This is a genomic window from Pilimelia anulata, from assembly GCF_014647895.1.
In the GTDB taxonomy this organism is placed as follows: Bacteria; Actinomycetota; Actinomycetes; order Mycobacteriales; family Micromonosporaceae; genus Pilimelia; species Pilimelia anulata.
Map to the genome: position 1 here is coordinate 211,362 of NZ_BMQB01000006.1, position 26,521 is coordinate 237,882.

The following is a 26,521-nucleotide window of genomic DNA, read 5'->3' on the forward strand; positions in this document are numbered from 1 at the left end:
AACCTGAATGAGTTCCGAAGGGCGGGCGATGAAGGTTCACGCTGCTGCTCGTGCCTGGCGAGCAGGCCCGCCCAGGCTCTATCGCCTGGATCCGGCAGCGGCAAACCTGAAGGACGCCCAGGCCGTCACCAGGCCGTCGAGCGTTGAACTCTAGCAACCAACGATGACCAGCGATATCGGGGTTTCCGCAGGTCATCGTCAGCCTGATGTGGACTGACCTGGGGTGCGGTTCATCCGCTAGCGGTAGTTGGTGAACTGGAGGGCGATGTCGATGTCCGCGGACTTCAGCAGCGTGATCACGGCCTGCAGGTCGTCCTTCTTCTTGCCGGTCACCCGGAGCTGGTCGCCCTGGATCTGCGCCTGGACCCCCTTCGGCCCCTCGTCCCGGATCTTCTTGCTGATGACCTTGGCCTTCTCCTGGTCGATCCCCTGAACGATCTTGCAGTCGATCTTCGTGGACTTCCCGGACGTCCGCGGCTCGCCGGCGTCCAGCGCCTTCAGGGAGATGTTCCGCTTGATCAGCTTCTCCTTGAACACCTCCAGCGCCGCCCGCACCCGGTCCTCGGTCTCGGCCGTCAGCGTCACCGCCTCCTCGCCGGACCAGGCGATCTCGGTGCCCGTCCCCCGGAAGTCGAACCTGGTGGACAGCTCCTTCTCGGCCTGCCGGAGGGCGTTGTCGATCTCCTGCCGGTCGACCTTGCTGACGATGTCGAACGACGGGTTGGCTGCCATGCGCGCACTCCTGCGGGTGAGGTCGGACCGGTGGGCTTCGCGGGCCGGAGCGCTGTGGCGGCGCTCCCGGCATGCCGGAACGGTACCCGGTTGCGGGACGGACCGGGCGTACCGCTATCCTTGCTGACGCCGTCGCGACACGGGCGGTGCACTGCCCGGCGGGTTGCCCGAGCGGCCAATGGGAGCGGACTGTAAATCCGTCGCGAAAGCTACAGAGGTTCGAATCCTCTACCCGCCACCAGCTACACCGAAGGCCCCTCAGTCGCTCGAACAGCGACGAGGGGCCTCCGCGTCGGTGAGCCCTCGACGCGGTGCGGGTGTCCCGCCACAGCCTGCTTCGGGCGTTTTGCGGCCCACCCCGGACGCCGTTCGGGCCGCGGGTGTGCGGCTGCCCGGAGGGAGCCCGGCTCCCGCGGCCGCGCGAACCCGCGCCGCACGCGCGCTCCGAAGTCGGGCGAGCACGACAAGTTCGCCTTCCCGAGTGAATAGCGATCAGCGTACGGAATGCAATTCCGGAGAAGCCGTTTCGGCAATCCGCTATTCACAGTGGTCGATTCGGTTGTCCACGTAGGGAGCGGCGATACGAGACCGGGGGAGCCTCAAGCCGGTCCGGCGGTGGTCGATGGGGCAGGGGAACATGCTCACTGCGAAAGGACACCGATGACCGCCCCGGCCCCGATGCACCGGCAGATGAGCACGACGTCGATCCTGCTGTACCTGCTGGCCGTCCCGGTCCTGATCAGCCTCTGCCTCGGCGGCTGCAACGCCTTCGGCGCGGCCGTCGGCGCCACCGACGACCAGTCGGTCGAGTCCACCCAGCGCTGACCCGCACGGCGTGGTCGACTACGTGACCGGTACGCCCAGCATCGCGACGATCCGCTCCCAGTCCGCCAGCTTCCGCAGCCGCAGCTCCGTGACCAACTGTCGCCGGTCCAGCAATTCCTCGATCCGCGGTACCGCGACCTCCACCAGCAGGTCCGCCAGCGTCGGCCCCACTCCCTCGGCATAGGGATCGTCGGGAAAGGCCCACCACGACGGATCGGCCGCCCGGAACCGCGCCAGCATCGCCGACTCCGGCCCCAGCACCTCGCGCCACAGCCCGTCCTCGGCCCGCGGCCCGGTCCGCGGCATCACCACCCCGCGCGCCGCCCGGTCCGCCAGCCACGGCTCCGGCGCCACCGCGAGCACCGCCGAGAACTCGACCTCGTCCCGCGAACTGGCCGTCGAGGTGCGCAACTCCACGATTCCGTGGTCGCCGAGCGGCGACCGCAGCCACCACCGGCCGCGCGAGCCGCGCATCCCCGCTTCCCGCAGCGCGGGTCCGACGATGTCGCGCAGCATGCTGCGGTAGCGATCGAGGGCTGACACGTACTGTCCTACCTTTCCCCGTCCGTGGTGGCGCACGGCGGCACCGGCCGCGCGGTTCATCGACCGGCCGCGGCGCTGGGCAATTGTCCACGCGCTCCGCGCCCTCGACCGCCACCCACGAGAATTGGCAAACTGCAGCCGCCAGCCGCCAGCCGCCAGCCGCCAGCCGCCAGCCGCCAGCCGCCAGCCGCCAGCCGCCAGCCGCCAGCCGCCAGCGCGCACGATCAATGCGCGCGACAAGAAGGTCCGGACCCAGCCGCACGACCAAGGCTGTACAAGGCCGCGTCGAACCCCGACCCACACCCGATCGCGGCCAGCGACCCCGGTCGGCCCCCAATCGCCCACCCGACAACCGGGTCCGCCACCCGATCCGCCGACCCAACGACGGCCGCCCATCGCCGTCGCCACCGCGCCCCACACGCAAGGCAGGCGCTCAACCACGGCACGTAATCGAGCCGCCACCCCGCCCGCGACCCGCCGAGCGCGTCGCCCGCGCCCGTACGGCGTACTGCACGCGCCGGCCGCGTCACGCCCCCGCAGTGCCCCGGGAGCGCCGCGAACACATCGGAATCCCTTGTCCCAACAAGATCAATGATCACGCCCGTAACCTGGGACAACGCCCTGGCACAGCCCGGAAAACACGGCCCCGGACGGCCCGCCGCAACGCATCTCACCGATATGTCCGCACAGGAGTCCAATGACCGCTGTGCGGGGTCAACCGATCGGCCAGAATTAGTACTCCGCGGTGTCGGACGCTGTCCCGGACACTGCGACCGTCCGTGCCCATGTGGCACCATCAGTGCTACCAACGAACCGGACATCGGGCCGGCACCGCACCTCCGCAGCAGTACCGCAACCGGGACGTATCACCATCCCGCCCGCCGGTGCCCGACGGTGCGTGGGAATCCCGCCACACCGCACGACAGGAGCACATCATGCGCGAAAGCCGGATCGGCCGTAAGGCCGGGCGCGCCGCCCTCATCGCCGCGGCCGTGCTGGCGCTCTCCGTCGTCGGCATCACCGTCGCCTCCGCCCAGACCGACGACCGGGGCGGCAACTCGACGAACAACAACCACCAGCGCGGCAACGACTCCGACCGCGGCCCGGTGCACAACTCCCCGAACCCGTTCCGCGACATCGAATGGATGTAACCCCTCCGGCTCCGGCCGGGAGGGCTACCCGACGCGAAACCTAGGGGCCGCTGGTGTCCAAGCCCGTCGTCGCCGATGCGCGCCCGCCCCAGCTCATTTGGCTGGTCACCGGCGCGCTCGGTCTCGTGGCGGCGGCCCTCACCGGTGTCGCTCTCAGCTACGACGGCAAGCCGACGCTGGACCAGTGGCCGCAGGCCCTGTGCTTCCTCGTCCTCTTCATCGCCGCTGACGCCGCCTACCTGCGGGTCGACTTCCGGCGGCAGGTCTTCAGCATCAACATCTCCGAGCTGCCGCTGCTGCTCGCGCTGTTCTACCTGCCCGCCGTACCGCTGATCGTCGTGCGGCTGGCCGCCGCCGGTATGATCTACCTGGTCCGCGGCCGGCTCGGCGCGACCGCGATCAAGCAGTGGTTCAACTTCTTCACCAAGGCCGCCAGCACGAGCGCCGCCGCGGCGATGGTGGCCGCGTACCGGCCGCTGGACACCGCCAACGTCGAGACCTGGCTGGTCCTGGTCGGCGCGGTCCTGCTGCACATCCTCGTGATGATCGCCAGCATGTCCGCGGTGCTCGCGATCGCGCACGGGCGGCGGGCCTGGCACGAGGTCACCCGGATGGCCGTGCCCGCGCTGGCGGTCGGCGTCGTCAACATCACGCTCGGCCTGGTCGTGCTGCTGGTGTTGAAGCAGAGCGCGTGGGCGGTCGCCCTGCTCGGCGTGCTCGGCGTGTCGTTCGTGCTGGCGTACCGGTCGTACTCGCGGTTCATGCGCCAGCACCACCGGCTGCAGGAGCTGTACGACCTGACCGAGCACGTGCGCGAGACGCGGCACGAGACGACGCTGTACGACCGGCTGCTGCACGGCACCCGGCAGATGCTGCGCGCGCAGTACGCGACGCTGTGGCTGCCGGCCGACCGGCGGCACCCCGAGATCCTGCTGACCTCGAAGATCGACGTACCGGGGCTGATCGACCTGCCGGGCACGCCGGACGCGCTGCGCCGGTACGCCGTCGAGCACGGCGAGACCATCGCGGTGGGGGCGAACTTCGACCCGCCCGCCGCGGCCACGCCCCGGGTCGGCACGGACGTGATCGTCGTACCGCTGCGCTCCGGACCGGTCGTCATCGGCTGCCTGGAGGTGGCCGGGCGGATCGGCGATGTGAACTCCTTCCACCCCGAGGACGTCCGGCTGCTGGAGACCGTCGCCGCGCACGTCGGCGTGGCGGTGGAGAACTCGCGGCTGGTCGACCGGCTGCGCTTCGACGCGTACCACGACGCCCTGACCGGGCTGCCCAACCGGCGCCGGGTGCTCCAGGCGCTGGAGGAGTCGGTGAAGTTCCGCGCGCCCGGCGAGGTGGTCGCGGTCCTGCTGTTCGACGTGGACGGGCTGCGCGACGTCAACGACTCGCTCGGCCACTCCGCCGGCGACCGGCTGCTGGTCGAGGTGTCCAAGCGGCTGCGCGAGCTGGCCCCGCCGGCAGCGCTGGTCGGCCGGCTGGGCAGCGACGAGTTCGTGGTCACGCTGCGGGTGGAGAACGTGGAGGCCGCCGCCGTGCTGGCCGCCGGGCTGCGCGAGCAGCTCCGGGTGCCGATGGACTTCGGCGCCCTGACCCTGGACGTGGACACGGCCGTCGGCGTCGTCGTGCACCCGGACCACGGCAGCGACCCGGCGACGCTCATCCAGCGGGCCGACGTGGCCGCCCGGGCGGCGGAGCTGATCCCGGCCGGGGTGCAGGTCTTCAACCCGGCGCTGGAGTCGCGCTCGGTGCGCCGGCTGGGCCTGGCCAACGACCTGCGCCGCGCGATCGACCAGGACGAGCTGGAGATCTACTTCCAGCCGCAGGTGTCGCTGGCGGACAAGCACCTGGTCGGCGTCGAGTGCCTGGCCCGGTGGGAGCACCCCGCGCACGGCTCGGTCGACCCGGAGGACTTCGTCGCCGTCGCCGAGCACACCGGGCAGCTCAGCCGGCTCACCGAGGCCGTGCTGAAGGAGGGCCTGCGCCGGTGCCGGCAGTGGGCCGACGCCGGCCGCCCGCTCAACGTCGCGGTCAACCTCTCCTCCCGGACGCTCGTCGACGCCACCTTCCCGGACCGGGTGGAGCGGCTGATCCGCGAGTTCGAGGTCGACCCCGCCCGGGTGACGTTCGAGGTGGCCGAGGACGGCGGCGCGCCCGACCGGCCGATGCCCACCCTGCAGCGGCTGCACGAGATCGGCGTGCAGCTCTCGGTGGACGACTTCGGGACCGGCTACTCCTCGCTGTCCTACCTGCGCCGGCTGCCGGTGCAGGAGGTCAAGATCGACCGCACCTTCGTGCAGGGGATGGCGACCGACCCCGGCGACCTGGCGATCGTCCGGGCGGTGGTCGACCTGGCCCGCCACTTCGGCCTCACCGTCGTCGCCGAGGGCGTGGAGAGCGAGCTGACGCTCAACCTGCTCCGCGAGATGGGCTGCGACGTGGGCCAGGGCTTCCTGTTCAGCCGGCCGCTGCCGTACGAGCGGCTGGAGGCGTGGCTCGGCCAGCAGACCGAGGCCGAGCGCACCCCGGCGGGCGAGGTGCGCCGCCTGCGGGCGGTGCCGTAGCGCCGGGTTCGCCCAGCGTAGGGGTGGGTTCGCGGCGAGTGGGGGGATCTGGTTTCCGGGCCCCGGGGCGGTTGTGTACTCTTACTCCTGCGCGTCCACAGGGGCTTGCTCCCCGTGGTCATGCGCCCCCTTAGCTCAGTCGGCAGAGCGTCTCCATGGTAAGGAGAAGGTCTACGGTTCGATTCCGTAAGGGGGCTCCAACCCGAGGTCGGCACGCCGGTTTCGGTCGCGGCGGTGTAGCTCAGATGGCAGAGCAAGCGGCTCATAATCGCTGTGTCGCCGGTTCAAGTCCGGCCACCGCTACGGTGACGTCCCGGACGTCGCGGGTTCGCCCCGGACCCGCTTTGCAGCGCGGCACGGCCAGCGGCTAGTCTGGTACGCCGTTAGGTTGACTTCAGCGAGGAAGGCACTCCGCCGTGGCCAAGGCGACCGATGTACGTCCCAAGATCACTATGGCGTGTGTGGAGTGCAAGGAGCGCAACTACATCACGCGCAAGAACCGCCGCAACGACCCGGACCGCGTCGAGCTGAAGAAGTTCTGCCCCCGCTGCGGCAAGCACCAGGCGCACCGCGAGACCCGCTGACGCGCCCACCGGCCACTGCGACGCCCCCGAGCCCCGCTCGGGGGCGTCGCGCGTTCGGCGGCCCCGAGCGGCCCCGGTAGGGTCAGCAGCCATGCCACTGGATCCCGCGTACGCCGGCCGCACCTACCCGCCGGCGCCCGTGTACGGGGTCGGCCGGGAGAAGATCCGCGAGTTCGCCCGCGCGATCGGCGCGACCGACCCGGTCCACCACGACCCCGCCGCCGCCCGCGCTCTCGGCCACCCGGACGTGATCGCCCCGCCGACCTTCGCGATCGTGATCTCCGGCGCGTCCATGGACGTCGTCTACGCCGACCCCGACCTCGGCCTGGACTTCAGCCGGGTGGTGCACGGCGAGCAGCGGTTCACCCACGCCCGCCCGGTCCGGGCCGGCGACGAGATCGTCTGCGTGCACCGCATCGCCGAGGTCACCACGCGCGGCGGCCACGGCTTCCTGACCACCCGCTCGGAGCTGCGCACGCCCGCGGGCGAGCCGGTCGCCGAGGTGTCCGCCAAGCTCGTCGTGCGAGGGGAGTGACATGGGCCTGCCCACCCAGACCTACCGGGTGACCCGGGCGGACCTCGTCCGGTACGCCGGCGCCTCCGGCGACTTCAACCCGATCCACTGGAGCGACCGGCAGGCCGCCGCGGTGGGCCTGCCGGGGGTCATCGCCCACGGCATGCTCACGATGGCGCTGGCCGGGCGCGCGGTCGCCGCGTGGGTCGGCCGGGCGGACGCGATCGTCGAGTACGGCGTGCGGTTCGCCCGCCCGGTGGTCGTCCCGGACGACGACGCCGGCGCCGAGCTGACGGTCGACGCGGTGCGCCGGGAGCCGGACGACGCCGGGCTCACCCGGCTGGACCTGACCGTCACCTGCGCCGGCGAGAAGGTGCTCGCGCAGGCCAGGGCGCTGGTCCGCTGGCCGACGCCCGATAGTGGTCAGGGGTAACTTCCGCCCGGTTGGGAAACTCCCGGCGCAACCCGTACACTGGTCCGCCGTGGGGCTGATACCCCTGCTCCGGCATGCGCACCCGACGGGTCATCCGTCGTTCGCCCTGTGCTCGGTGTAGGTTCACTCCCACCTAGGGGTGTGGCGCAATTGGCAGCGCAGCGGTCTCCAAAACCGCAGGTTGCAGGTTCGAGTCCTGTCGCCCCTGCGCCTGGGGCCGGACGGCTCCCGGGTGGTCCCGCGAAGCGGGGTCGCCGAGGGTCGTCCGGGACCACGGGGCCCGCCGCGGTCCCGCAGCGCGCGTCACGGCCCGCCGGACATCGGCGGGCGGCCGACGTGGCGGCGCGACAGACACCCCGCGATGGAAGAGGGCGAAGTGGCGGAAGACAAGCGGCGCGGCGAGGAGCCCGCCGACGAGCAGTTCGACGACGAGCCGGAGACCGCCGCGGACCCCGCGGACGACAACGGCCGGGTCGACGCCGTCGAGGACGACAGCCCGGTACGCGAGGCCAAGAAGAGTTCGGGCCGGGTGGGACCCATCGGCCGCCTCGGTCGGTTCTTCCGCGAGATCGTGGCGGAGCTGCGTAAGGTCATCTGGCCGACCCGCAAAGAGCTGGTCACGTACACCGCCGTGGTGATCGTCTTCCTGTCGATCCTCACGGCGATCGTCGTCGGCCTCGACTACGGCTTCGCCAAGGGCATCCTCGCCCTGTTCGGCAGCGGCAAGAAGTAACCCGACGGAAGTGAGCGAGCGTGCCTGAGTACGACGAGACCGCCCGGACCGGCAACGGGGCGTCGGTGGTCGACGACTCCGCGCCGGGGCAGCCGGACGCCGCCGAGGCGATCGCTGCCGCGGGGGATTCCTCGCCGGGCGCCGCACTCGTCGAGCCGGCCGCGGCGACCACAGCGGACGCGGCGACCACAGCGGACGCCGAGCCGACGCCCGACGCCGCCGCCGACGACGAGCCGGTCGCCGCATCCGACGAGCCGGCCGCCGCCGATGAGCCGGTCGCCGGGGACGACGAGCCGGCTGCCGACGAGGCCGCTGCCGACGAGGCCGCCGATGACGAGCCCGTCGCGGCCGCCGGGGACGATGCCGCCGGCGGGGACGACGCCGGGGACGGGGACGACGACGCCGAGCCCGCGGCCGAGGAGGAGTTCGACCCGGTCGCCGCGCTGCGGGCGAAGCTGCGCTTCGCGCCGGGCGAGTGGTACGTCGTGCACTCGTACGCCGGCTACGAGAACAAGGTCAAGACCAACCTCGAGACCCGGATCACCTCCCTCGACATGGAGGAGTTCATCTACCAGGTCGAGGTGCCGACCCGGGAAGAGGTCGAGGTCAAGAACGGCAAGCGGCTCCAGGTACAGAACAAGGTCTTCCCGGGCTACCTGCTGGTCCGGATGGAGCTGTCCCCGGAGTCGTACTCCTGCGTGCGCAACACGCCGGGCGTGACCGGCTTCGTCGGCGCCACCGACCGGGCCGACCGCCCGGCGCCGCTGAGCCTCGACGAGGTCATGAAGTGGCTGGCCCCCGCGGTCGAGACCGAGACCAAGAAGGCCAAGCCCGAGGTCAAGGTCCTGGACTTCGAGGAGGGCGACTCGGTCACCGTCACCGACGGCGCTTTCGCCTCGCTGCCGGCCACGATCAGCGAGATCAACGCCGACCAGCAGAAGCTCAAGGTGCTGGTGTCGATCTTCGGCCGGGAGACGCCGGTCGAGCTGAACTTCAACCAGGTCGCCAAGATCTGACCGGCGCCCGCTCCGAGCGCGTCGATCGAGGGCCGTACCCCGCGGGGTACGGCCCTCGATCCGTTCCCGGGTCGGCCGCCGGGTCGGCGGGCGCCCGGGTTAGATTGGTCGGCGGTCCGCCGCCCGCCGTGCCCCGCACGCGGGCCGGGCCGGTACCCCGACCATGTGGGAGGGCGCCCCCGCGCGGCGCGCCCGCCATCGACCACAGGAGCAACGACATGCAGCACGGCAAGAGCTACCGCAAGGCCGCCGACCAGATCGACCGGGCGAAGCTGTACCCGCCGGTCGAGGCCGTCGAGCTGGCCAAGAAGACCAACCCGGCCAAGTTCGACGCGACCGTCGAGGTGGCCATGCGGCTGGGCGTCGACCCGCGCAAGGCCGACCAGATGGTCCGCGGCACGGTGAACCTCCCGCACGGTACGGGCAAGACCGCCCGGGTCGTCGTCTTCGCCGGCGGCGCCAAGGCCGAGGAGGCCACGAACGCGGGCGCCGACGTCGTCGGCACCGACGACCTGGTCGCCCGGATCCAGGAGGGCTGGCTGGACTTCGACGCCGCCATCGCCACCCCGGACCAGATGGCCAAGATCGGCCGGATCGCCCGCATCCTCGGCCCCCGCGGCCTCATGCCGAACCCGAAGACCGGCACGGTCACGATGGACGTCGCCAAGGCGGTGGCCGACATCAAGGGCGGCAAGATCAGCTTCCGGGTGGACAAGCACTCGAACCTGCACCTGATCATCGGCAAGGCGTCGTTCAGCGCCGACCAGCTCGTCGAGAACTACGCCGCCGTGCTGGACGAGGTGCTGCGCGCCAAGCCGTCGTCGGCCAAGGGCACGTACCTGCAGAAGGTCACGCTGAGCACGACGATGGGCCCGGGTGTCCCGATCGACCCCAAGGTGATCAAGAACCTGCGCGAGACCGACGTCGTCTGACGTCCGCCGCAACGCACGAAGGGCGCCCCGCGGGGCGCCCTTCGCCGTTCCCGCCGGCGCCGCGGCCCGGCCGCGGGGGTCGCCGGGAACGCGGCCCGGGCGGCCGGGTACAGTACCGGGTGTAGTTCCACCCACAGACCGCTGGTCGCCGCATCGAACCCCGATCGGCCGAAGGTCCCGCCACGGCGGGCGACCCGCGCAGGGAGAACGGCAGCGACGAGCGGCCCCGCGCCGCCCTCCGCCCCGTGCGCCCTGCGCCGGGGCGTCTTTCGTCGGTAGGCCCGCCCCCGAGGCGCCAGCCCGAACCACGAGAGAGGAGGGACATGGCGGACAAGCCTGTACGGTCCGACAAGGCCGCCGCGGTCGCCGAGCTGACCGACAGCTTCAAGAACTCGCCGGCCACCGTGCTGACCGAGTACCGCGGCCTGACGGTCGCCCAGCTCACCACGCTGCGCCGGTCGCTCGGCCAGGGTGCCAAGTACTCCGTCGCCAAGAACACGCTGGCCAAGCGCGCCGCGGTCGAGGCCGGCATCGCGGGCCTCGATGAGCTGTTCACCGGTCCTACCGCGCTCGCCTTCGTCGCCGGCGACCCGGTCGAGGCGGCGAAGAGCCTGCGCGACTTCGCCAAGACCAACCCGCACCTGATCATCAAGGGCGGGGTGTTCGAGGGGCGCGCGATCTCGGCCGACGAGGTCAAGAAGCTCGCCGACCTCGAGTCCCGCGAGGTGCTGCTGGCCAAGCTGGCCGGCGCCATGAAGGGCAACCTGAGCAAGGCTGCGGCCCTGTTCCAGGCCCCGCTGGCCAAGGCCGCCCGCGCGGCCGCGGCTCTGCGCGACAAGCGCAGCGAGGGTGGCGAGGGCTGACGCCCACCGCCGCCCCACCCACACGTCGTAGAGAAAGCCAGGAAAGGACGCCCCACATGGCGAAGCTGAGCACCGACGAGCTGCTGGACGCCTTCAAGGAGATGACGCTGATCGAGCTCTCCGAGTTCGTGAAGCAGTTCGAGGAGGTCTTCGAGGTCACCGCGGCCGCGCCGGTCGCGATCGCCGCCGCCGGCGGCGGTGGCGGTGGCGAGGCCGCCGCCCCGGTCGAGCAGGACGAGTTCGACGTCGTGCTGGAGTCGGACGGCGGCAAGAAGATCCAGGTCATCAAGGTCGTGCGCGAGCTGACCGGCCTGGGCCTGAAGGAGGCCAAGGACACCGTCGAGGCCGCGCCGAAGGCCATTCTCGAGAAGGTCAACAAGGAGACCGCCGAGAAGGCCAAGGAGAAGCTGGAGGCCGAGGGCGCCAAGGTCACCCTCAAGTGACCTGACGCCGACGCGTCCGCCGTGGGCGGGACCCCCGAACCGGGGTCCCGCCCACGGCTCGTTTCCGGGCGGGACTTGCCGCGGTACGGCGGCCGGGGGTCAGCCGGGCGGCGGCCGGTCCGGCTCCCGCGCAGCGGCGGGCGGCGAGGTCTCGGCGGGCGGGGCGTCGGCGGGCCGAGCTGCCCCGGCCGGGGGAGGCGGGTCGGGCAGCGGCGGCGCGGCGGCGGGCGGCGGAGTGTCGGGGGGCGCTGGCGCGGCGGCCCGGCGGCGGCGGGCGCGGTGCGGGAGCGTGTCCCGGCGGACCCACGCCACGAACGCCAGGATCGCCGCGAGCAGCGTCGGCGCCCGGGCCAGGTCGGGGTGGCCGAGTACGACCACCTGGGTGACCGCCGCGCCCGCCATCACCAGCGCCAGCCCGGCGGCCGCGAGCCCGGTCAGCCGGGGGATCAGCAGCCCGATCGCGCCGAGGGCCTCCAGCGACCCGACGACGTACCGGAACCACTGCCCGGCCCCGATGTCGGCGAACAGCGTCACCGCCGCCGGGTCGCCGAGCAGCTTGGGGACGCCGGCCCCGAGCAGCAGGTACAGCGCGACGGCGCACTGCAGGAACCAGGCCAGCCGCCGGCTGCGCCGGGTGAGCACCGTGCGGACGTCCGCCGTGGGGGTGGTCATCGGCCGGTTCCCCCGCGGGGTGGAGGGGTGTGCCCCGGGATCTGCTCCATCCCTCGATACTGCGCGAGGACCGGGTGGTTTGTCCCGTTCTCCGGTGCGGTTCGGGGGCGGAGCGCGATCTCTCGGTTGCAACCCGCAGTCCGGCCCTTGACTGGATCTGCCTGGCCAGGCACGCTGACATCAGCACAGCCTTCCGGCGCGACGTGAGCCACCCGCCCCGCGGGTCACCGGCGCACACCGCGGCGGGCCCTGGGACCGTTCGGCGTCCCCGGCCGCGCCGCCGTGCTCCACCCGGTTCACCGTTGTCCGCGGCCGCGCAAGCCCGGTTTCCGGGTGCGAACGGCCGCCGCCGCTCGTACCGTGGTAGCCGTATCCGGGCGCCGCGCGGTGGTGGCTGGACAGCGGTTGGCCGCTCGGCTACACTGCTAGTTTGCGCTGCCTTCCGAACGTTTTCCTGCCCAAATCTGCCCGCGATCGTCGGTTGATCTTGGTGTGGGGCCCTCGGAGTGCGCGTGAAACGGCCGTTGCAGCACCGGTCCTCGGAAGGACGCATCTTGGCAGCTTCCCGCCCTGCGAAGACCAGTCGTAATTCGCTAGCTCCCCGCCGGATCTCCTTCGGCAGGATCACCGAACACCTTGAGGTGCCCAACCTCCTCGCCATCCAGACCGAGTCATTCGACTGGCTGGTCGGCAACGAGGCATGGCAGACCCGGTCGGCCGAGGTCGCGCACGCGCGCTCCGGCCTGGCCGAGATCCTCGAGGAGATCAGTCCCATCGAGGACTTCTCCGGCACAATGTCGCTGTCCTTCTCCGCGCCCCGCTTCGACGAGGTCAAGGCCTCGATCGAGGAGTGCAAGGAGAAGGATCTGACGTACTGCGCGCCGCTGTTCGTGACCGCGGAGTTCACCAACAATACGACTGGCGAGATCAAGAGCCAGACCGTCTTCATGGGTGACTTCCCGATGATGACGCCCAAGGGCACGTTCATCATCAACGGCACCGAGCGCGTCGTGGTCTCCCAGCTCGTCCGGTCCCCGGGCGTGTACTTCGACAAGCAGCCGGACAAGACGTCCGACCGCGACCTCACCAGCGTGAAGGTCATCCCGAGCCGCGGCGCGTGGCTCGAGTTCGACATCGACAAGCGGGACACCGTCGGGGTCCGCATCGACCGCAAGCGGCGGCAGGCCGTCACCGTGCTGCTGAAGGCGGTCGGCTGGTCCGCGGAGCAGATCCGCGAGAAGTTCGGCTGGTCCGAGCTGATGATGACCACGCTGGAGAAGGACCACGTCGGCGGCCAGGACGAGGCGCTGCTCGACATCTACCGCAAGCTGCGCCCCGGCGAGCCGCCGACGCGCGAGAACGCCCAGACCCTGCTCGACAACCTCTTCTTCAACCCGAAGCGGTACGACGTCGCCAAGGTCGGTCGGTACAAGTTCAACAAGAAGCTCCTGGTCGACGTCCCGATGACGACCGGGGTGCTGACCGAGGACGACATCGTCGCCACGGTCGAGTACCTGTGCAAGCTGCACACCGGCGAGGAGCCGGACGAGCGTCAGGTCTACGAGGCCGACGACATCGACCACTTCGGCAACCGGCGCCTGCGCACGGTCGGCGAGCTGATCCAGAACCAGGTCCGGGTCGGCCTGTCCCGGATGGAGCGGGTCGTCCGCGAGCGGATGACCACGCAGGACGTCGAGGCGATCACGCCGCAGACCCTGATCAACATCCGCCCGGTGGTGGCGGCGATCAAGGAGTTCTTCGGCACCTCGCAGCTCTCCCAGTTCATGGACCAGACCAACCCGCTGGCGGGCCTGACCCACCGGCGCCGGCTGAGCGCGCTCGGCCCGGGCGGTCTGTCCCGGGAGCGGGCGGGCTTCGAGGTCCGGGACGTGCACCCGTCGCACTACGGCCGGATGTGCCCGATCGAGACGCCCGAGGGCCCGAACATCGGCCTGATCGGCGCCCTGTCGACGTTCGCCCGGGTCAACCCGTTCGGCTTCATCGAGACGCCGTACCGCAAGGTCGTCGACGGCCGGGTCACCGACCGGATCGACTACCTGACCGCCGACGAGGAGGACCGGTTCGTCAAGGCGCAGGCCAACTCGCCGCTGAGCAGCGACGGCGCCTTCGCCGAGGACCGGGTCCTGGTTCGCCGGAAGGGCGGTGAGGTCGACTTCGTCGCCCCGGCCGCCGTCGACTACATGGACGTGTCGCCGCGGCAGATGGTCTCCGTCGCCACCGCGATGATCCCGTTCCTGGAGCACGACGACGCCAACCGCGCCCTGATGGGCGCGAACATGCAGCGCCAGGCGGTGCCGCTGGTCAAGGCCGAGGCGCCGTTCGTCGGTACGGGCATGGAGTACCGGGCCGCCGTCGACGCCGGCGACGTGGTCGTGGCGGAGATCGCGGGCGTGGTCGAGGACCTGTGCGCGGACTTCATCACGATCCTGCAGGACGACGGCTACCGCCGGACGTACCTGCTGCACAAGTTCCGCCGCTCCAACGCCGGCTCCTGCGTCAACCAGAAGCCGATCGTCTTCGAGGGCGACCGGATCGAGGCGGGCCAGGTCATCGCCGACGGCCCGTGCACCGACGACGGCGAGATGGCGCTCGGGCGCAACCTGCTCGTGGCGTTCATGTGCTGGGAGGGCCACAACTACGAGGACGCGATCATCCTGTCGCAGCGCCTCGTCCAGGAGGATGTCCTCACCTCGATCCACATCGAGGAGCACGAGGTCGACGCGCGGGACACCAAGCTCGGCCCCGAGGAGATCACCCGGGACATCCCGAACGTCTCCGAGGAGATGCTCGCCGACCTCGACGAGCGCGGCATCATCCGGATCGGCGCCGAGGTCGTCCCCGGCGACATCCTGGTCGGCAAGGTCACGCCGAAGGGCGAGACCGAGCTGACCCCGGAGGAGCGGCTGCTCCGCGCGATCTTCGGCGAGAAGGCGCGCGAGGTCCGGGACACCTCGCTGAAGGTGCCGCACGGCGAGACCGGCACGGTCATCGGCGTCCGGACCTTCTCCCGCGAGGACGGCGACGAGCTGTCGCCGGGCGTCAACGAGCTGGTCCGGGTGTACGTGGCCCAGAAGCGCAAGATCCAGGACGGCGACAAGCTCGCCGGCCGGCACGGCAACAAGGGCGTCATTTCCAAGATCCTTCCGGTCGAGGACATGCCGTTCCTGAGCGACGGCACGCCCGTCGACATCGTGCTGAACCCGCTGGGCGTCCCGTCCCGGATGAACATCGGGCAGGTCCTGGAGACGCACCTCGGCTGGCTGGCCAAGACGGGCTGGAAGGTCGAGGGCGAGGACGCCGAGTGGAAGAAGTCGCTGCACGCCATCGGCGCCAGCGAGTCCGAGCCGGACACGAACCTCGCCACGCCCGTCTTCGACGGCGCGAAGGAGGAGGAGATCACCGGCCTGCTCGACAGCACGCTGCCGACGCGGGACGGGGTCCAGCTCGTCAACTCCACCGGCAAGGCCCAGCTCTTCGACGGCCGCTCCGGTGAGCCGCTGCCGGACGCGATCGCGGTCGGCTACATCTACATCCTGAAGCTGAACCACCTGGTCGACGACAAGATCCACGCCCGGTCGACCGGTCCGTACTCGATGATCACCCAGCAGCCGCTGGGTGGTAAGGCGCAGTTCGGTGGCCAGCGCTTCGGCGAGATGGAGTGCTGGGCGATGCAGGCGTACGGTGCCGCGTACGCCCTGCAGGAGCTGCTGACGATCAAGTCCGACGACGTGGTGGGCCGGGTCAAGGTCTACGAGGCGATCGTCAAGGGCGAGAACATCCCGGAGCCGGGCATCCCGGAGTCCTTCAAGGTCCTGCTGAAGGAGCTCCAGTCGCTGTGCCTCAACGTCGAGGTGCTGTCCAGCGACGGCGTGGCCCTGGAGATGCGCGAAACCGACGACGAGGTGTTCCGCGCCGCGGAGGAACTCGGCATCGACCTCTCTCGCCGTCCCAACGAGGGCGCTATCACGGTCGACGAAGTGTGACGCTGAATTCGGACACGTGAGGCTTGTGGGGGCGGGGCCCCCACAAGCCGAGCGCCCGATAAGCAACAGAAACCGCGAGTAAGGGTGTGGCCTGCACCACAACAGGCTTACCAACCTCCGGTTTCACAAAGCGCAACGGAAAGGGATCAGGGGCTGGCGAGCCAGCCCCTGATCCCGGGCCCGAGAAAAGCGCAATAGACGTAAAGAAAACCGGCACCACCAGACTCGAGGGATAGCGGATGCTCGACGTCAACTTCTTCGATGAGCTTCGAATTGGGCTGGCCGCCGCCGAGGACATCCGGCAGTGGTCGCACGGTGAGGTGAAGAAGCCCGAGACCATCAACTACCGGACCCTGAAGCCGGAGAAGGACGGGCTGTTCTGCGAGAAGATCTTCGGTCCCACCCGGGACTGGGAGTGCTACTGCGGCAAGTACAAGCGGGTCCGGTTCAAGGGCATCATCTGTGAGCGCTGCGGCGTCGAGGTGACCCGGGCCAAGGTGCGCCGCGAGCGGATGGGGCACATCGAGCTGGCGGCGCCGGTGACCCACATCTGGTACTTCAAGGGCGTGCCGAGCCGGCTGGGCTACCTGCTGGACCTGGCGCCCAAGGACCTCGAAAAGATCATCTACTTCGCCTCGTACGTGATCACCACGGTCGACGCCGAGGCGCGGCACCGCGACCTGTCCACGGTCGAGAACGAGATCTTCGCCGAGAAGCGGCAGCTCGAGAACGCCCGCGACGCCGAGATCGAGCGCCGGGCCACCAAGCTGGAGGCGGACCTCGCCGAGCTGGAGGCCGAGGGCGCCAAGGCGGACGTCCGGCGCAAGGTCAAGGAGTCCGGCGAGCGCGAGATGCGCCAGATCCGGGACAAGGCCCAGCGCGAGATCGACCGGCTGGACGAGGTGCTCGACACCTTCCGCAAGCTGGACGTCAAGCAGCTCATCACCGACGAGCTGCTCTACCGCGAGCTGCGCGACCGGTTCGGCGACTACTTCACCGGCGCCATGGGCGCCGAGGCGATCAAGTCGCTGCTCGACACCATGGACCTGGCGGCGGAGGCCGACAACCTGCGCGAGACGATCCGGACCGGCAAGGGCCAGCGGAAGATCCGCGCGCTCAAGCGGCTGAAGGTCGTCGCGGCGTTCCTGAACACCAGCAACTCGCCGGGCGGCATGGTGCTGGACTGCGTCCCGGTGATCCCGCCGGACCTGCGGCCGATGGTCCAGCTCGACGGCGGCCGGTTCGCCACCAGCGACCTGAACGACCTGTACCGCCGGGTGATCAACCGGAACAACCGGCTCAAGCGGCTGATCGACCTGGGCGCGCCGGAGATCATCGTCAACAACGAGAAGCGGATGCTGCAGGAGGCCGTCGACGCGCTGTTCGACAACGGCCGCCGCGGCCGCCCGGTCACCGGCCCCGGTAACCGCCCGCTCAAGTCGCTGTCCGACATGCTCAAGGGCAAGCAGGGCCGGTTCCGGCAGAACCTGCTGGGCAAGCGGGTCGACTACTCCGGCCGGTCCGTCATCGTCGTCGGCCCGCGGCTGAAGCTGCACCAGTGCGGCCTGCCGAAGCAGATGGCGCTGGAGCTGTTCAAGCCGTTCGTGATGAAGCGGCTGGTCGACCTGAACCACGCGCAGAACATCAAGAGCGCGAAGCGGATGGTCGAGCGGCAGCGGCCGGTCGTCTGGGACGTGCTGGAGGAGGTCATCGGCGAGCACCCGGTCCTGCTGAACCGGGCGCCGACCCTGCACCGCCTCGGCATCCAGGCGTTCGAGCCGCAGCTCGTCGAGGGCAAGGCGATCCAGATCCACCCGCTCGTCTGCACCGCGTTCAACGCGGACTTCGACGGCGACCAGATGGCGGTGCACGTGCCGCTGTCGTCCGAGGCGCAGGCCGAGGCCCGCATCCTCATGCTGTCCAGCAACAACATCCTCAAGCCGGCCGACGGCAAGCCCGTGACCATGCCCACGCAGGACATGGTCATCGGCCTGTACCACCTGACCCACCAGAGCGCGGGCGGCGCCGGCGAGGGGCGGACGTTCAGCTCCGACTCGGAGGCCCGGATGGCCTTCGACAACAGCGAGCTGGACCTGCAGGCCCCGGTCCGGATCCGGCTGACCGGCGTCATCGAGGTCGACAACGGCCCCGGCGGCGCGAGCTGGTCGGCGCCCGAGGACTGGGTGCCGGGCGAGCCGCTGGTCGTCGAGACGACGCTGGGCCGGGTGCTGTTCAACGAGACCCTGCCGCCGGGGTACCGGTTCGTGAACTACGAGGTCCGCAAGGGCCAGCTCTCGGCGATCGTCAACGACCTGGCCGAGCGGTTCCCGAAGGTGGCCCTGGCCGCCACGCTGGACGCGCTCAAGGAGGCCGGTTTCCACTGGGCCACCTGGTCCGGCGTGACGATCGGCATCGGCGACGTCATCGCCCCGCCGCGCAAGCGGGAGATCCTCGAGTCGTACGAGAAGAAGGCCGAGGTCATCGACAAGCAGTACCAGCGCGGTCTGATGACCGCGGGGGAGCGCAGCAGCTCGCTGATCGACATCTGGACCGACGCGACCAAGGAGGTCGCGAAGGAGATGGAGACGGCGCTGCCGCAGGAGAACCCGCTGTGGAAGATGATCAACTCGGGTGCCCGCGGCAACCTGCTCCAGCTCCGCCAGATCGCGGCGATCCGCGGCCTGGTGGCCAACCCCAAGGGTGAGATCATCCCGCGGCCGATCAAGTCCTCGTACCGCGAGGGCCTGTCGGTGCTGGAGTACTTCATCTCCACCCACGGCGCCCGCAAGGGTCTGGCCGACACCGCCCTGCGGACCGCCGACTCGGGTTACCTGACCCGGCGGCTGGTCGACGTCTCCCAGGACGTCATCATCCGCGAGGAGGACTGCGGCACCGACCGGGCGATCCCGATGCAGATCGGCGAGAAGCTGGACGACGGCGCGCTGGTCGTGCACGAGTTCGCCGAGACCGGCGCGCACGCCCGGACGCTGGCCGACGACATGTCCGACCCGGCCGGCAACCTCGTCGTCGAGCGCGGCGCCGACCTCAACTCGATCCTCATCGACAAGCTGGTCGCGGCCGGCATCGGCGAGGTCCGGGTCCGGTCGGTGCTGACCTGCGAGTCCAAGCTCGGCGTCTGCGGCGCCTGCTACGGCCGCTCGCTGCCCACGGGCAAGACGGTCGACGTCGGCGAGGCGGTCGGCATCATCGCCGCCCAGTCCATCGGCGAGCCGGGTACGCAGCTCACGATGCGTACCTTCCACACCGGTGGCGTCGCGGGTGAGGACATCACCCAGGGCCTGCCCCGGGTCCAGGAGATCTTCGAGGCGCGCGTGCCCAAGGGCAAGGCGCCGATCGCGGAGACCCCCGGCCGGGTGCGGATCGAGGACGGCGAGCGGTCCCGGAAGATCATCATCGTGCCGGACGACGGCAGCGACGAGATCGTCCACGACAAGATCTCCAAGCGGGTCCGGCTGCGCTCCCACGACGGCGACCACGTCAAGGTCGGGGAGAAGCTCACCGAGGGCACCATCGACCCGCACGAGCTGCTGCGCATCCTCGGCCCGCGGGCCGTCCAGGTCCACCTGACCCAGGAGGTCCAGGAGGTCTACCGGTCGCAGGGCGTGCTCATCCACGACAAGCACATCGAGATCATCATCCGGCAGATGCTCAAGCGGGTCACGGTCATCGACTCCGGCTCGACCGAGTTCCTGCCGGGCGTGCTCGTGGACCGCGCGGTGTTCGAGTCGGAGAACCGCCGGGCCGTCGCCGAGGGCGCCGAGCCGGCCGCCGGCCGGCCGATCCTGATGGGTATCACCAAGGCGTCGCTGGCCACGGACTCGTGGCTGTCGGCGGCCTCCTTCCAGGAGACGACCCGGGTGCTCACCGATGCCGCGATCCACGCCCGCAGCGACTCGCTCATCGGGCTCAAGGAGAACGTCATCATCGGTAAGCTCATCCCGGCCGGTACGGGCATCAGCAAGTACCGCAACGTCCGGGTCGAGCCGACCGAGGAGGCCAAGGCCAAGGTGTACTCGATGACCGGGTACCCGGAGGCGGACTACGGCTTCGGCCCCGCCTCGGGCCAGGCGGTCCCGCTGGACGACTTCGATTTCGGGTCGTACCGCTGACGCGGTACGCGGTGACAGTCGGGTCGTACCGGTAGGTCCAGTGCCGTTGACCGCGGCGGCATCCCGAGGGATGCCGCCGCGGCGGCGTTGGCGGTGGTATCCAGGGAGCGTGGTAGCCGTACAGCAGCCGACGCCCGCCTCCAAGGCGCCCGCCGTCCTCACCCTGGGCACGGTCGCCGTGCTGACCGGCGTCCTCGTCGTCGGGGTGCTGCCGGCCGTCGTCGCGCTCCAGCTCGGCGCGCAGGCGCGGCGGGAGGCCCGTGCCGCCGCGGGGTACCTGGCCGGCGCGCCGTACGTGCGGGCCGGCGAGATCCTCGCCTTCATCGGCCTGGGCCTCGCGGCCGTGGGTGCGGTCGGCTGGGCCATGTGGACGTGGTGGTCGGGCGCCGGCGACCCGGACTTCCCGGCTACGGTGCAGTGAGCGCGGCGCGCGGCGCCGGACCGAGAGGACGGGGAGCGCCATGACCGAGCCGGGCCACGTCCCGCCGGACCACCGGCCGTGGGGCCGCCCCGCCCCGGAGCACGCGCCACCGCCGGGCCCTCCCTCCCCGGACCACGCCCCGCCACCGGGTCACGCGCCGCCACCGGATCACGCCCCACCAGCGGACCACGTCCCGCCAGCGGACCACGTCCCGTCAGCGGGTCACGCGCCGCCTGCGGGTCAGGCACCGCCGGGCGCCGGGTCCGGTCGGGGTCCGGCGGGCGGCACCCCGCCCCACTACGCGCCGGGCGCGCCGGCCGCGGCGGTTTCGGGCGGGCCGCCGCCCGGCCACGCGGCGCCCCCGCAGCGCTACCTCCCGCCGGCGGGCCACGCGCCGCACCACCACGGCCGGCACGGCCCGCACCACCACGCCGTGCACGCCGGCCACCCCGACGCACCCACGCCGCCCGCGGCCGGTCCTGCCGGGTACGGTCCGCCCGCGGCTGGCTCTGCCGGGTACGGCCCGCCCGGCCCGTCCGGGTACGCACCCGGCGGCCACCTGTACGGCGGGCCCCCGGACCGCGGCCACCCGCACGGCGGGCGCCCGGAGGCCGGCCGGGTGCCGGGGCTCGCCGCCGCGGCGGCCGCCGTCCCGCCATACCCCGGCGGACCGGCCCCCGGCTACCCCAGCCGGGCCACCCACCACCCCGGCCCGCACGCCGCGCACTGGCCCGCCCCGGCCCGGTACGTGCCCGTGCCCGGCAGCGGGTACGTCCTCGGCCTCATGCCGGTACCCAGCTCGGTCGCCGGGATGGCGATCGGCGCGCTGGTCGCCGGCCTGGGCGCGCTGCTGGTCAGCCTGCTCGCCGTCCTGCTCGGGCTGGGCGGCGCCACCGCCGGCTGGGGCGTGCTGGTGGCCGGCGCGATCGCGATCCTCACCGTGCTGCTCGGCGGGGGAGCGGTCGGCCTGGGTACGTACGCCCTGCGGCAGATCCGCCGGTCCTCCGGCGGGCTGCGCGGCCGGGGCGCGGCGGTGTGGGCGGTCGTGACCGGCGGGCTGGCCATCGCGCTGGCGCTGTGCGCGCTCGGCGGCGCGGCGCTGATCCAGTTGACCTGACCGGCCGCCGCGGCGGGGGATTGGTCAGCGCGCCGCCGGGCCGGTCGTTAGACTGGCGCGCGGCGGCGGGGACCCGGTTTTGACCTCCGTCCCGGCGGTCGGTACTCTTTGCGATCGTGCCCGGGGCCTGCCCGGGCGCACTCGTGTGCGCGTTGTCCGCGGCGAGGGCGCTCGATCGCCCGCCCGTCCGGCACCGTCGCGCGGTACGACGCCGACCCGGTGTCGGGCCGCCCGGGCGCACCGGCGACAATGGCAGACCGGCACGCATTCAGTGTGCCGCCCGAGCGGACAGCGCCCGCGCTGATCGCCCGGGATGAGCGCGCGCAAGCGCGCGTCGGGCGACACGCCCGACCGCGGGGGTCGGAGACGGCCCGCGCACCACCACGGCCCGGCCTCCGGTCGGACCGGCACAGCAGTCGGCGCGGCCGTGAACGACGGCCGAAAGGCCCGTCGCGCCGTTTACCGGCGATGGCGCGTCAACAGACAGGGAGCGGAGAGACCCGGTGCCCACGATCCAGCAGTTGGTCCGCAAGGGCCGCCAGGCGAAGACGAGCAAGACGAAGACGCCGGCGCTGAAGGGGAGCCCCCAGCGGCGCGGGGTGTGCACCCGCGTCTACACCACCACCCCGAAGAAGCCCAACTCGGCGCTGCGCAAGGTCGCCCGGGTGAAGCTCAGCAGCCAGATCGAGGTCACCGCCTACATCCCGGGCGTCGGCCACAACCTGCAGGAGCACTCGATCGTGCTCGTCCGCGGCGGCAGGGTGAAGGACCTCCCCGGCGTTCGGTACAAGATCGTTCGCGGTTCGCTGGACACCCAGGGCGTTCGTAACCGCAAGCAGGCCCGTAGCCGCTACGGTGCGAAGAAGGAGAAGAGCTGACATGCCGCGTAAGGGCCCCGCACCGCGTCGTCCGTTGACGCCGGACCCCGTGCACAACTCGCCGCTGGTCACCCAGTTGGTGAACAAGATCCTGCTCCGCGGCAAGCGCGGTCTCGCCGAGAAGATCGTGTACGAGGCCCTCGAGGGCGCGCGGGAGAAGTCGGGCACCGACCCGGTGGTCGTGCTCAAGCGGGCGATGGACAACGTGAAGCCGACCCTGGAGGTCCGCAGCCGCCGGGTCGGTGGCGCGACGTACCAGGTGCCGGTCGAGGTGCGGCCGGCCCGGGCGATGACGCTGGGGCTGCGCTGGCTCGTGCAGTACTCGCGGGCCCGCCGGGAGAAGACGATGGTCGAGCGACTGATGAACGAGCTGCTCGACGCCAGCAACGGCCTCGGTGCCGCCGTCAAGCGGCGCGAGGACACGCACAAGATGGCGGAGTCCAACAAGGCCTTCGCGCACTACCGCTGGTAACCAGCCCCTTTTGAAGACGACGAAGTAGGGACGAAGCAGTGGCCGCCGCAGACGCGCTCGCCAAGGTACGCAATATCGGCATCATGGCGCACATCGACGCCGGTAAGACCACCACCACCGAGCGGATCCTGTTCTACACCGGCATCACGTACAAGATCGGCGAGGTCCACGAGGGCGCCGCGGTCATGGACTGGATGGAGCAGGAGCAGGAGCGGGGCATCACCATCACCTCCGCCGCCACGAAGTGCGAGTGGAAGGGCCACACGATCCAGATCATCGACACGCCTGGCCACGTCGACTTCACGGTCGAGGTGGAGCGCTCCCTGCGGGTGCTCGACGGTGCGGTCGCGGTCTACGACGGTGTGGCGGGCGTGGAGCCGCAGACGGAGAACGTCTGGCGGCAGGCGGACAAGTACAACGTCCCGCGCATGTGCTTCGTCAACAAGCTGGACCGCACCGGGGCGGACTTCTTCCGCTGCGTCCAGATGATGATCGACCGGCTGAAGGCCACGCCGCTGGTTCTGCAGATCCCGATCGGCACCGAGGGCGAGCACATCGGCGTCGTCGACCTGGTCGAGATGCGGGCGCTGACCTGGCGCGGCGAGACCCAGAAGGGCGAGGACTACGCGGTCGAGGAGATCCCGGCCGACCTCGTCAAGCAGGCCGCCGAGTGGCGCGAGAAGCTGATGGAGACGCTCTCCGAGGTCGACGACTCGATCATGGAGAAGTACCTCGAGGGCGAGGACATCGGCGTCGCCGAGATCAAGGCCGCGATCCGGAAGGCGACGATCGCGGGCAAGGCCAACCCGGTGCTGACCGGCTCGGCGTTCAAGAACAAGGGCGTGCAGCCCATGCTCGACGCCGTCGTGGAGTACCTGCCGTCGCCGCTGGACATCCCGGCGATCGAGGGCACCGCGACCGACGGCGAGACGACGCTGCTGCGCAAGCCGGACGCGAAGGAGCCGTTCTCGGCGCTGGCCTTCAAGATCCAGACCGACAAGCACCTGGGCAAGCTGACCTACGTGCGCGTCTACTCCGGCACCCTGGAGTCCGGGTCGCAGGTCATCAACTCGACCAAGGACCGCAAGGAGCGCATCGGCAAGATCTACCAGATGCACGCCAACAAGCGGGAGGAGCGCCCCTCCGCGCAGGCCGGCGACATCATCGCGGTCCAGGGGTTGAAGCAGACCACCACCGGCGACACGCTGTGCGACCCGAACAACCCGGTCATCCTGGAGTCGATGACGTTCCCGGAGCCGGTCATCCAGGTCGCCATCGAGCCGAAGACCAAGGCCGACCAGGAGAAGCTCTCCACCGCCATCCAGCGCCTCGCCGAGGAGGACCCGACGTTCCGGGTCAACAACGACGAGGAGACCGGCCAGACCATCATCGCCGGCATGGGCGAGCTGCACCTGGACATCCTGGTCGACCGGATGCGCCGCGAGTTCAACGTCGAGGCGAACATCGGCAAGCCGCAGGTGGCGTACCGGGAGACCATCCGCCGCGCGGTGGAGAAGGTCGAGTACACCCACAAGAAGCAGACCGGTGGTTCGGGCCAGTACGCCCGGGTCATCATCTCGCTGGAGCCGCTGCCGCTGGACAACGACGCCCCGACGTACGAGTTCGCGAACGCGGTCACCGGCGGCCGGGTGCCGCGGGAGTACATCCCGTCGGTCGACGCCGGCGCCCAGGACGCCATGCAGTACGGCATCCTGGCCGGCTACCCGCTGGTGGGCGTCAAGCTGACCCTGGTCGACGGCCAGTACCACGAGGTCGACTCCTCCGAGATGGCGTTCAAGATCGCCGGCTCGATGGCGCTGAAGGACGCGGCCCGCAAGGCCGACCCCGCGCTGCTCGAGCCGATGATGGCGGTCGAGGTCACCACTCCGGAGGAGAACATGGGTGACGTCATCGGCGACATCAACTCGCGGCGTGGCACCATCCAGGCAATGGACGAGCGCGCCGGTGCGCGCGTCGTCCGGGCCCTGGTGCCGCTGTCGGAGATGTTCGGCTACGTCGGCGACCTGCGGTCGAAGACGGCGGGCCGGGCGAGCTACAGCATGCAGTTCGACTCCTACGCCGAGGTTCCGCAGAGCGTCGCGAAGGAGATCATCGCCAAGGCCACCGGCGAGTAACACCGGTGGTCGGGGCGGGCTTGCGCCCCATCGGGCCTGACGGCCGCAACCAGGCTTCCCCGGGGTGACCCGGGGAGACCGTCGACAGAGTCCCTAGCGGGCAACAGCACGCGGGGCGTACGAACCGGAAGTCCACAGGAGGACACCAGTGGCGAAGGCGAAGTTCGAGCGGACTAAGCCGCACCTGAACATCGGCACGATCGGTCACATCGACCATGGCAAGACGACGCTGACCGCGGCCATTACCAAGGTGCTGCACGACAAGTACCCGGACCTGAACCCCTACACGCCGTTCGACGAGATCGACAAGGCGCCGGAGGAGAAGGCCCGCGGTATCACGATTGCCATCGCGCACGTCGAGTACCAGACCGCGGCGCGGCACTACGCGCACGTGGACTGCCCCGGTCACGCCGACTACGTGAAGAACATGATCACCGGTGCCGCCCAGATGGACGGCGCGATCCTGGTGGTCGCGGCGACCGATGGCCCGATGCCGCAGACCCGCGAGCACGTGCTGCTGGCCCGCCAGGTCGGCGTTCCCTACATCGTCGTGGCGCTCAACAAGAGCGACATGGTCGACGACGAGGAGCTGCTGGACCTGGTCGAGCTGGAGGTCCGGGAGCTCCTGTCGAACCAGGAGTACCCGGGCGACGACCTGCCGGTCGTCCGCGTCTCGGCGCTCAAGGCCCTGGAGGGCGACCCGAAGTGGTCGGAGGCCCTGCTGGAGCTGATGGACCAGGTCGACACCGCGATCCCGGAGCCGGAGCGGGAGGTCGAGAAGCCGTTCCTCATGCCCATCGAGGACGTCTTCACGATCACCGGCCGCGGCACCGTGGTCACCGGTCGCGCGGAGCGTGGCATTCTCAAGCCGAACGAGGAGGTGGAGATCGTCGGGATCCGGGAGAAGTCGATCAAGACCACCGTCACGGCGATCGAGATGTTCCGCAAGGTCCTCGACGAGGCCCGCGCGGGCGAGAATGTCGGCCTCCTGCTGCGCGGCATCAAGCGCGAGGACGTCGAGCGCGGCATGGTCTGCGTGAAGCCGGGGACCAACACCCCGCACACGGAGTTCGAGGCCACGGTCTACATCCTGTCGAAGGAGGAGGGCGGCCGTCACACGCCGTTCTTCCAGAACTACCGTCCGCAGTTCTACTTCCGCACCACGGACGTCACCGGCGTCGTCACGCTGCCCGAGGGCACCGAGATGGTCATGCCGGGCGACAACACCAGCATGGCGGTCAAGCTGATCCAGCCGATCGCGATGGAGGACAACCTCCGCTTCGCGATCCGCGAGGGTGGCCGCACCGTCGGCGCCGGTCGGGTCACGAAGATCATCAAGTGACACGG

The 26,521-nt window shown here is 70.7% G+C and carries 21 protein-coding genes, 4 tRNA genes and 1 pseudogene; 23 read left to right on the forward strand and 3 right to left on the reverse strand.

Translation table 11 applies throughout. The features are described 5' to 3' along the window. Positions 1–237 precede the first annotated feature (237 nt). Entirely contained in the window at positions 238–732 is a 495-nt protein-coding gene (locus IEY94_RS15095) for a YajQ family cyclic di-GMP-binding protein (protein WP_189170809.1), read from the reverse strand. Between the two features lie 157 nt (positions 733–889). Here IEY94_RS15095 and IEY94_RS15100 point away from each other — a divergent pair. Further along, positions 890–973: transfer RNA gene (locus IEY94_RS15100), tRNA-Tyr, on the forward strand. A gap of 419 nt (positions 974–1,392) precedes the next feature. Then, positions 1,393–1,557, forward strand: coding sequence for a hypothetical protein (locus tag IEY94_RS15105; RefSeq protein WP_189170810.1), 165 nt, complete (start codon positions 1,393–1,395; stop codon positions 1,555–1,557). 18 nt (positions 1,558–1,575) lie between these two features. On the opposite strand, the gene IEY94_RS15110 is transcribed toward IEY94_RS15105, so the two are convergent. Beyond that, positions 1,576–2,100, reverse strand: coding sequence for a hypothetical protein (locus tag IEY94_RS15110; RefSeq protein WP_189170811.1), 525 nt, complete (start codon positions 2,098–2,100; stop codon positions 1,576–1,578). A gap of 935 nt (positions 2,101–3,035) precedes the next feature. Between IEY94_RS15110 and IEY94_RS15115 the strand changes: the two genes are divergently transcribed. The 13 genes and pseudogenes from IEY94_RS15115 (at position 3,036) to rplL (ending at position 11,345) form a co-directional block, all read left to right on the forward strand. After that, the gene (locus IEY94_RS15115) at positions 3,036–3,251 is read left to right on the forward strand and encodes a hypothetical protein (RefSeq protein WP_189170812.1); all 216 of its coding nucleotides are present in this window, start codon (positions 3,036–3,038) and stop codon (positions 3,249–3,251) included. Positions 3,252–3,304: 53 nt separating this feature from the next. Further along, the gene (locus IEY94_RS15120; protein WP_189170813.1) at positions 3,305–5,827 is read left to right on the forward strand and encodes a putative bifunctional diguanylate cyclase/phosphodiesterase; all 2,523 of its coding nucleotides are present in this window, start codon (positions 3,305–3,307) and stop codon (positions 5,825–5,827) included. A 124-nt stretch (positions 5,828–5,951) separates the two neighbouring features. Further along, a tRNA-Thr gene (locus IEY94_RS15125) sits at positions 5,952–6,027 on the forward strand. A 30-nt stretch (positions 6,028–6,057) separates the two neighbouring features. Next, positions 6,058–6,130, forward strand: a tRNA-Met gene (locus IEY94_RS15130). A gap of 113 nt (positions 6,131–6,243) precedes the next feature. After that, positions 6,244–6,411 carry a 50S ribosomal protein L33 gene (gene rpmG / locus IEY94_RS15135; protein ID WP_189170814.1) on the forward strand — a complete coding sequence of 56 codons (168 nt, stop codon included), beginning with the start codon at positions 6,244–6,246 and terminating at the stop codon, positions 6,409–6,411. Between the two features lie 91 nt (positions 6,412–6,502). Further along, on the forward strand, positions 6,503–6,946 hold the full coding sequence (locus IEY94_RS15140) for a MaoC family dehydratase N-terminal domain-containing protein (RefSeq protein WP_189170815.1): 444 nt from the start codon (positions 6,503–6,505) through the stop codon (positions 6,944–6,946). Between the two features lies 1 nt (position 6,947). Then, positions 6,948–7,358, forward strand: coding sequence for a MaoC/PaaZ C-terminal domain-containing protein (locus IEY94_RS15145; protein ID WP_189170816.1), 411 nt, complete (start codon positions 6,948–6,950; stop codon positions 7,356–7,358). A gap of 135 nt (positions 7,359–7,493) precedes the next feature. Beyond that, positions 7,494–7,566: transfer RNA gene (locus IEY94_RS15150), tRNA-Trp, on the forward strand. A 168-nt stretch (positions 7,567–7,734) separates the two neighbouring features. Continuing rightward, positions 7,735–8,091, forward strand: a complete 357-nt coding sequence (gene secE, locus IEY94_RS15155) for a preprotein translocase subunit SecE (RefSeq protein WP_189170817.1) — start codon at positions 7,735–7,737, stop codon at positions 8,089–8,091. A gap of 323 nt (positions 8,092–8,414) precedes the next feature. Further along, positions 8,415–9,107: pseudogene (nusG, locus tag IEY94_RS15160) on the forward strand (transcription termination/antitermination protein NusG); the annotation flags it as partial. 218 nt (positions 9,108–9,325) lie between these two features. Then, entirely contained in the window at positions 9,326–10,039 is a 714-nt protein-coding gene (rplA, locus tag IEY94_RS15165) for a 50S ribosomal protein L1 (protein WP_189170818.1), read from the forward strand. A 323-nt stretch (positions 10,040–10,362) separates the two neighbouring features. Further along, complete coding sequence (gene rplJ, locus IEY94_RS15170) at positions 10,363–10,902, forward strand: 50S ribosomal protein L10 (RefSeq protein ID WP_189170819.1); 540 nt, start codon at positions 10,363–10,365, stop codon at positions 10,900–10,902. A gap of 56 nt (positions 10,903–10,958) precedes the next feature. Next, a complete protein-coding gene (gene rplL, locus IEY94_RS15175) occupies positions 10,959–11,345 on the forward strand; it encodes a 50S ribosomal protein L7/L12 (RefSeq protein WP_189170820.1) in 387 nt (128 codons plus the stop codon). A gap of 99 nt (positions 11,346–11,444) precedes the next feature. On the opposite strand, the gene IEY94_RS15180 is transcribed toward rplL, so the two are convergent. Continuing rightward, entirely contained in the window at positions 11,445–12,017 is a 573-nt protein-coding gene (locus tag IEY94_RS15180; protein WP_189170821.1) for a DoxX family protein, read from the reverse strand. 554 nt (positions 12,018–12,571) lie between these two features. On the opposite strand from IEY94_RS15180, the gene rpoB reads away from it, so the two are divergent. From rpoB to tuf, 8 genes are all read left to right on the forward strand, one after another. After that, positions 12,572–16,021: a DNA-directed RNA polymerase subunit beta gene (gene rpoB / locus IEY94_RS15185; protein ID WP_189170822.1), complete on the forward strand. Its 3,450-nt coding sequence runs from the start codon at positions 12,572–12,574 to the stop codon at positions 16,019–16,021. A 239-nt stretch (positions 16,022–16,260) separates the two neighbouring features. Next, positions 16,261–20,151: a DNA-directed RNA polymerase subunit beta' gene (locus IEY94_RS15190; RefSeq protein ID WP_189170823.1), complete on the forward strand. Its 3,891-nt coding sequence runs from the start codon at positions 16,261–16,263 to the stop codon at positions 20,149–20,151. 109 nt (positions 20,152–20,260) lie between these two features. After that, a complete protein-coding gene (locus IEY94_RS15195) occupies positions 20,261–20,572 on the forward strand; it encodes a hypothetical protein (protein ID WP_189170824.1) in 312 nt (103 codons plus the stop codon). Between the two features lie 433 nt (positions 20,573–21,005). Beyond that, on the forward strand, positions 21,006–21,689 hold the full coding sequence (locus IEY94_RS15200) for a hypothetical protein (RefSeq protein WP_189170825.1): 684 nt from the start codon (positions 21,006–21,008) through the stop codon (positions 21,687–21,689). A 503-nt stretch (positions 21,690–22,192) separates the two neighbouring features. Continuing rightward, a complete protein-coding gene (gene rpsL, locus IEY94_RS15205; RefSeq protein ID WP_014440718.1) occupies positions 22,193–22,567 on the forward strand; it encodes a 30S ribosomal protein S12 in 375 nt (124 codons plus the stop codon). 1 nt (position 22,568) lies between these two features. Continuing rightward, positions 22,569–23,039 carry a 30S ribosomal protein S7 gene (rpsG, locus tag IEY94_RS15210; protein WP_189170826.1) on the forward strand — a complete coding sequence of 157 codons (471 nt, stop codon included), beginning with the start codon at positions 22,569–22,571 and terminating at the stop codon, positions 23,037–23,039. A gap of 38 nt (positions 23,040–23,077) precedes the next feature. Then, a complete protein-coding gene (gene fusA / locus IEY94_RS15215; RefSeq protein ID WP_189170827.1) occupies positions 23,078–25,174 on the forward strand; it encodes an elongation factor G in 2,097 nt (698 codons plus the stop codon). Between the two features lie 148 nt (positions 25,175–25,322). Continuing rightward, a complete protein-coding gene (gene tuf / locus IEY94_RS15220; protein WP_189170828.1) occupies positions 25,323–26,516 on the forward strand; it encodes an elongation factor Tu in 1,194 nt (397 codons plus the stop codon). Positions 26,517–26,521 lie beyond the last annotated feature (5 nt).

Excerpts from the sequence above, each read along its gene's own strand:
- IEY94_RS15190 (WP_189170823.1), top strand. The coding sequence starts at position 16,261 with ATGCTCGACGTCAACTTCTTCGATGAGCTTCGAATTGGGCTGGCCGCC.
- IEY94_RS15180 (WP_189170821.1), bottom strand. The coding sequence starts at position 12,017 with ATGACCACCCCCACGGCGGACGTCCGCACGGTGCTCACCCGGCGCAGC.
- IEY94_RS15095 (WP_189170809.1), bottom strand. The coding sequence starts at position 732 with ATGGCAGCCAACCCGTCGTTCGACATCGTCAGCAAGGTCGACCGGCAG.
- rplL (WP_189170820.1), top strand. The coding sequence starts at position 10,959 with ATGGCGAAGCTGAGCACCGACGAGCTGCTGGACGCCTTCAAGGAGATG.
- rplA (WP_189170818.1), top strand. The coding sequence starts at position 9,326 with ATGCAGCACGGCAAGAGCTACCGCAAGGCCGCCGACCAGATCGACCGG.
- IEY94_RS15140 (WP_189170815.1), top strand. The coding sequence starts at position 6,503 with ATGCCACTGGATCCCGCGTACGCCGGCCGCACCTACCCGCCGGCGCCC.
- IEY94_RS15115 (WP_189170812.1), top strand. The coding sequence starts at position 3,036 with ATGCGCGAAAGCCGGATCGGCCGTAAGGCCGGGCGCGCCGCCCTCATC.
- rpsG (WP_189170826.1), top strand. The coding sequence starts at position 22,569 with ATGCCGCGTAAGGGCCCCGCACCGCGTCGTCCGTTGACGCCGGACCCC.
- rplJ (WP_189170819.1), top strand. The coding sequence starts at position 10,363 with ATGGCGGACAAGCCTGTACGGTCCGACAAGGCCGCCGCGGTCGCCGAG.
- IEY94_RS15105 (WP_189170810.1), top strand. The coding sequence starts at position 1,393 with ATGACCGCCCCGGCCCCGATGCACCGGCAGATGAGCACGACGTCGATC.
- IEY94_RS15145 (WP_189170816.1), top strand. The coding sequence starts at position 6,948 with ATGGGCCTGCCCACCCAGACCTACCGGGTGACCCGGGCGGACCTCGTC.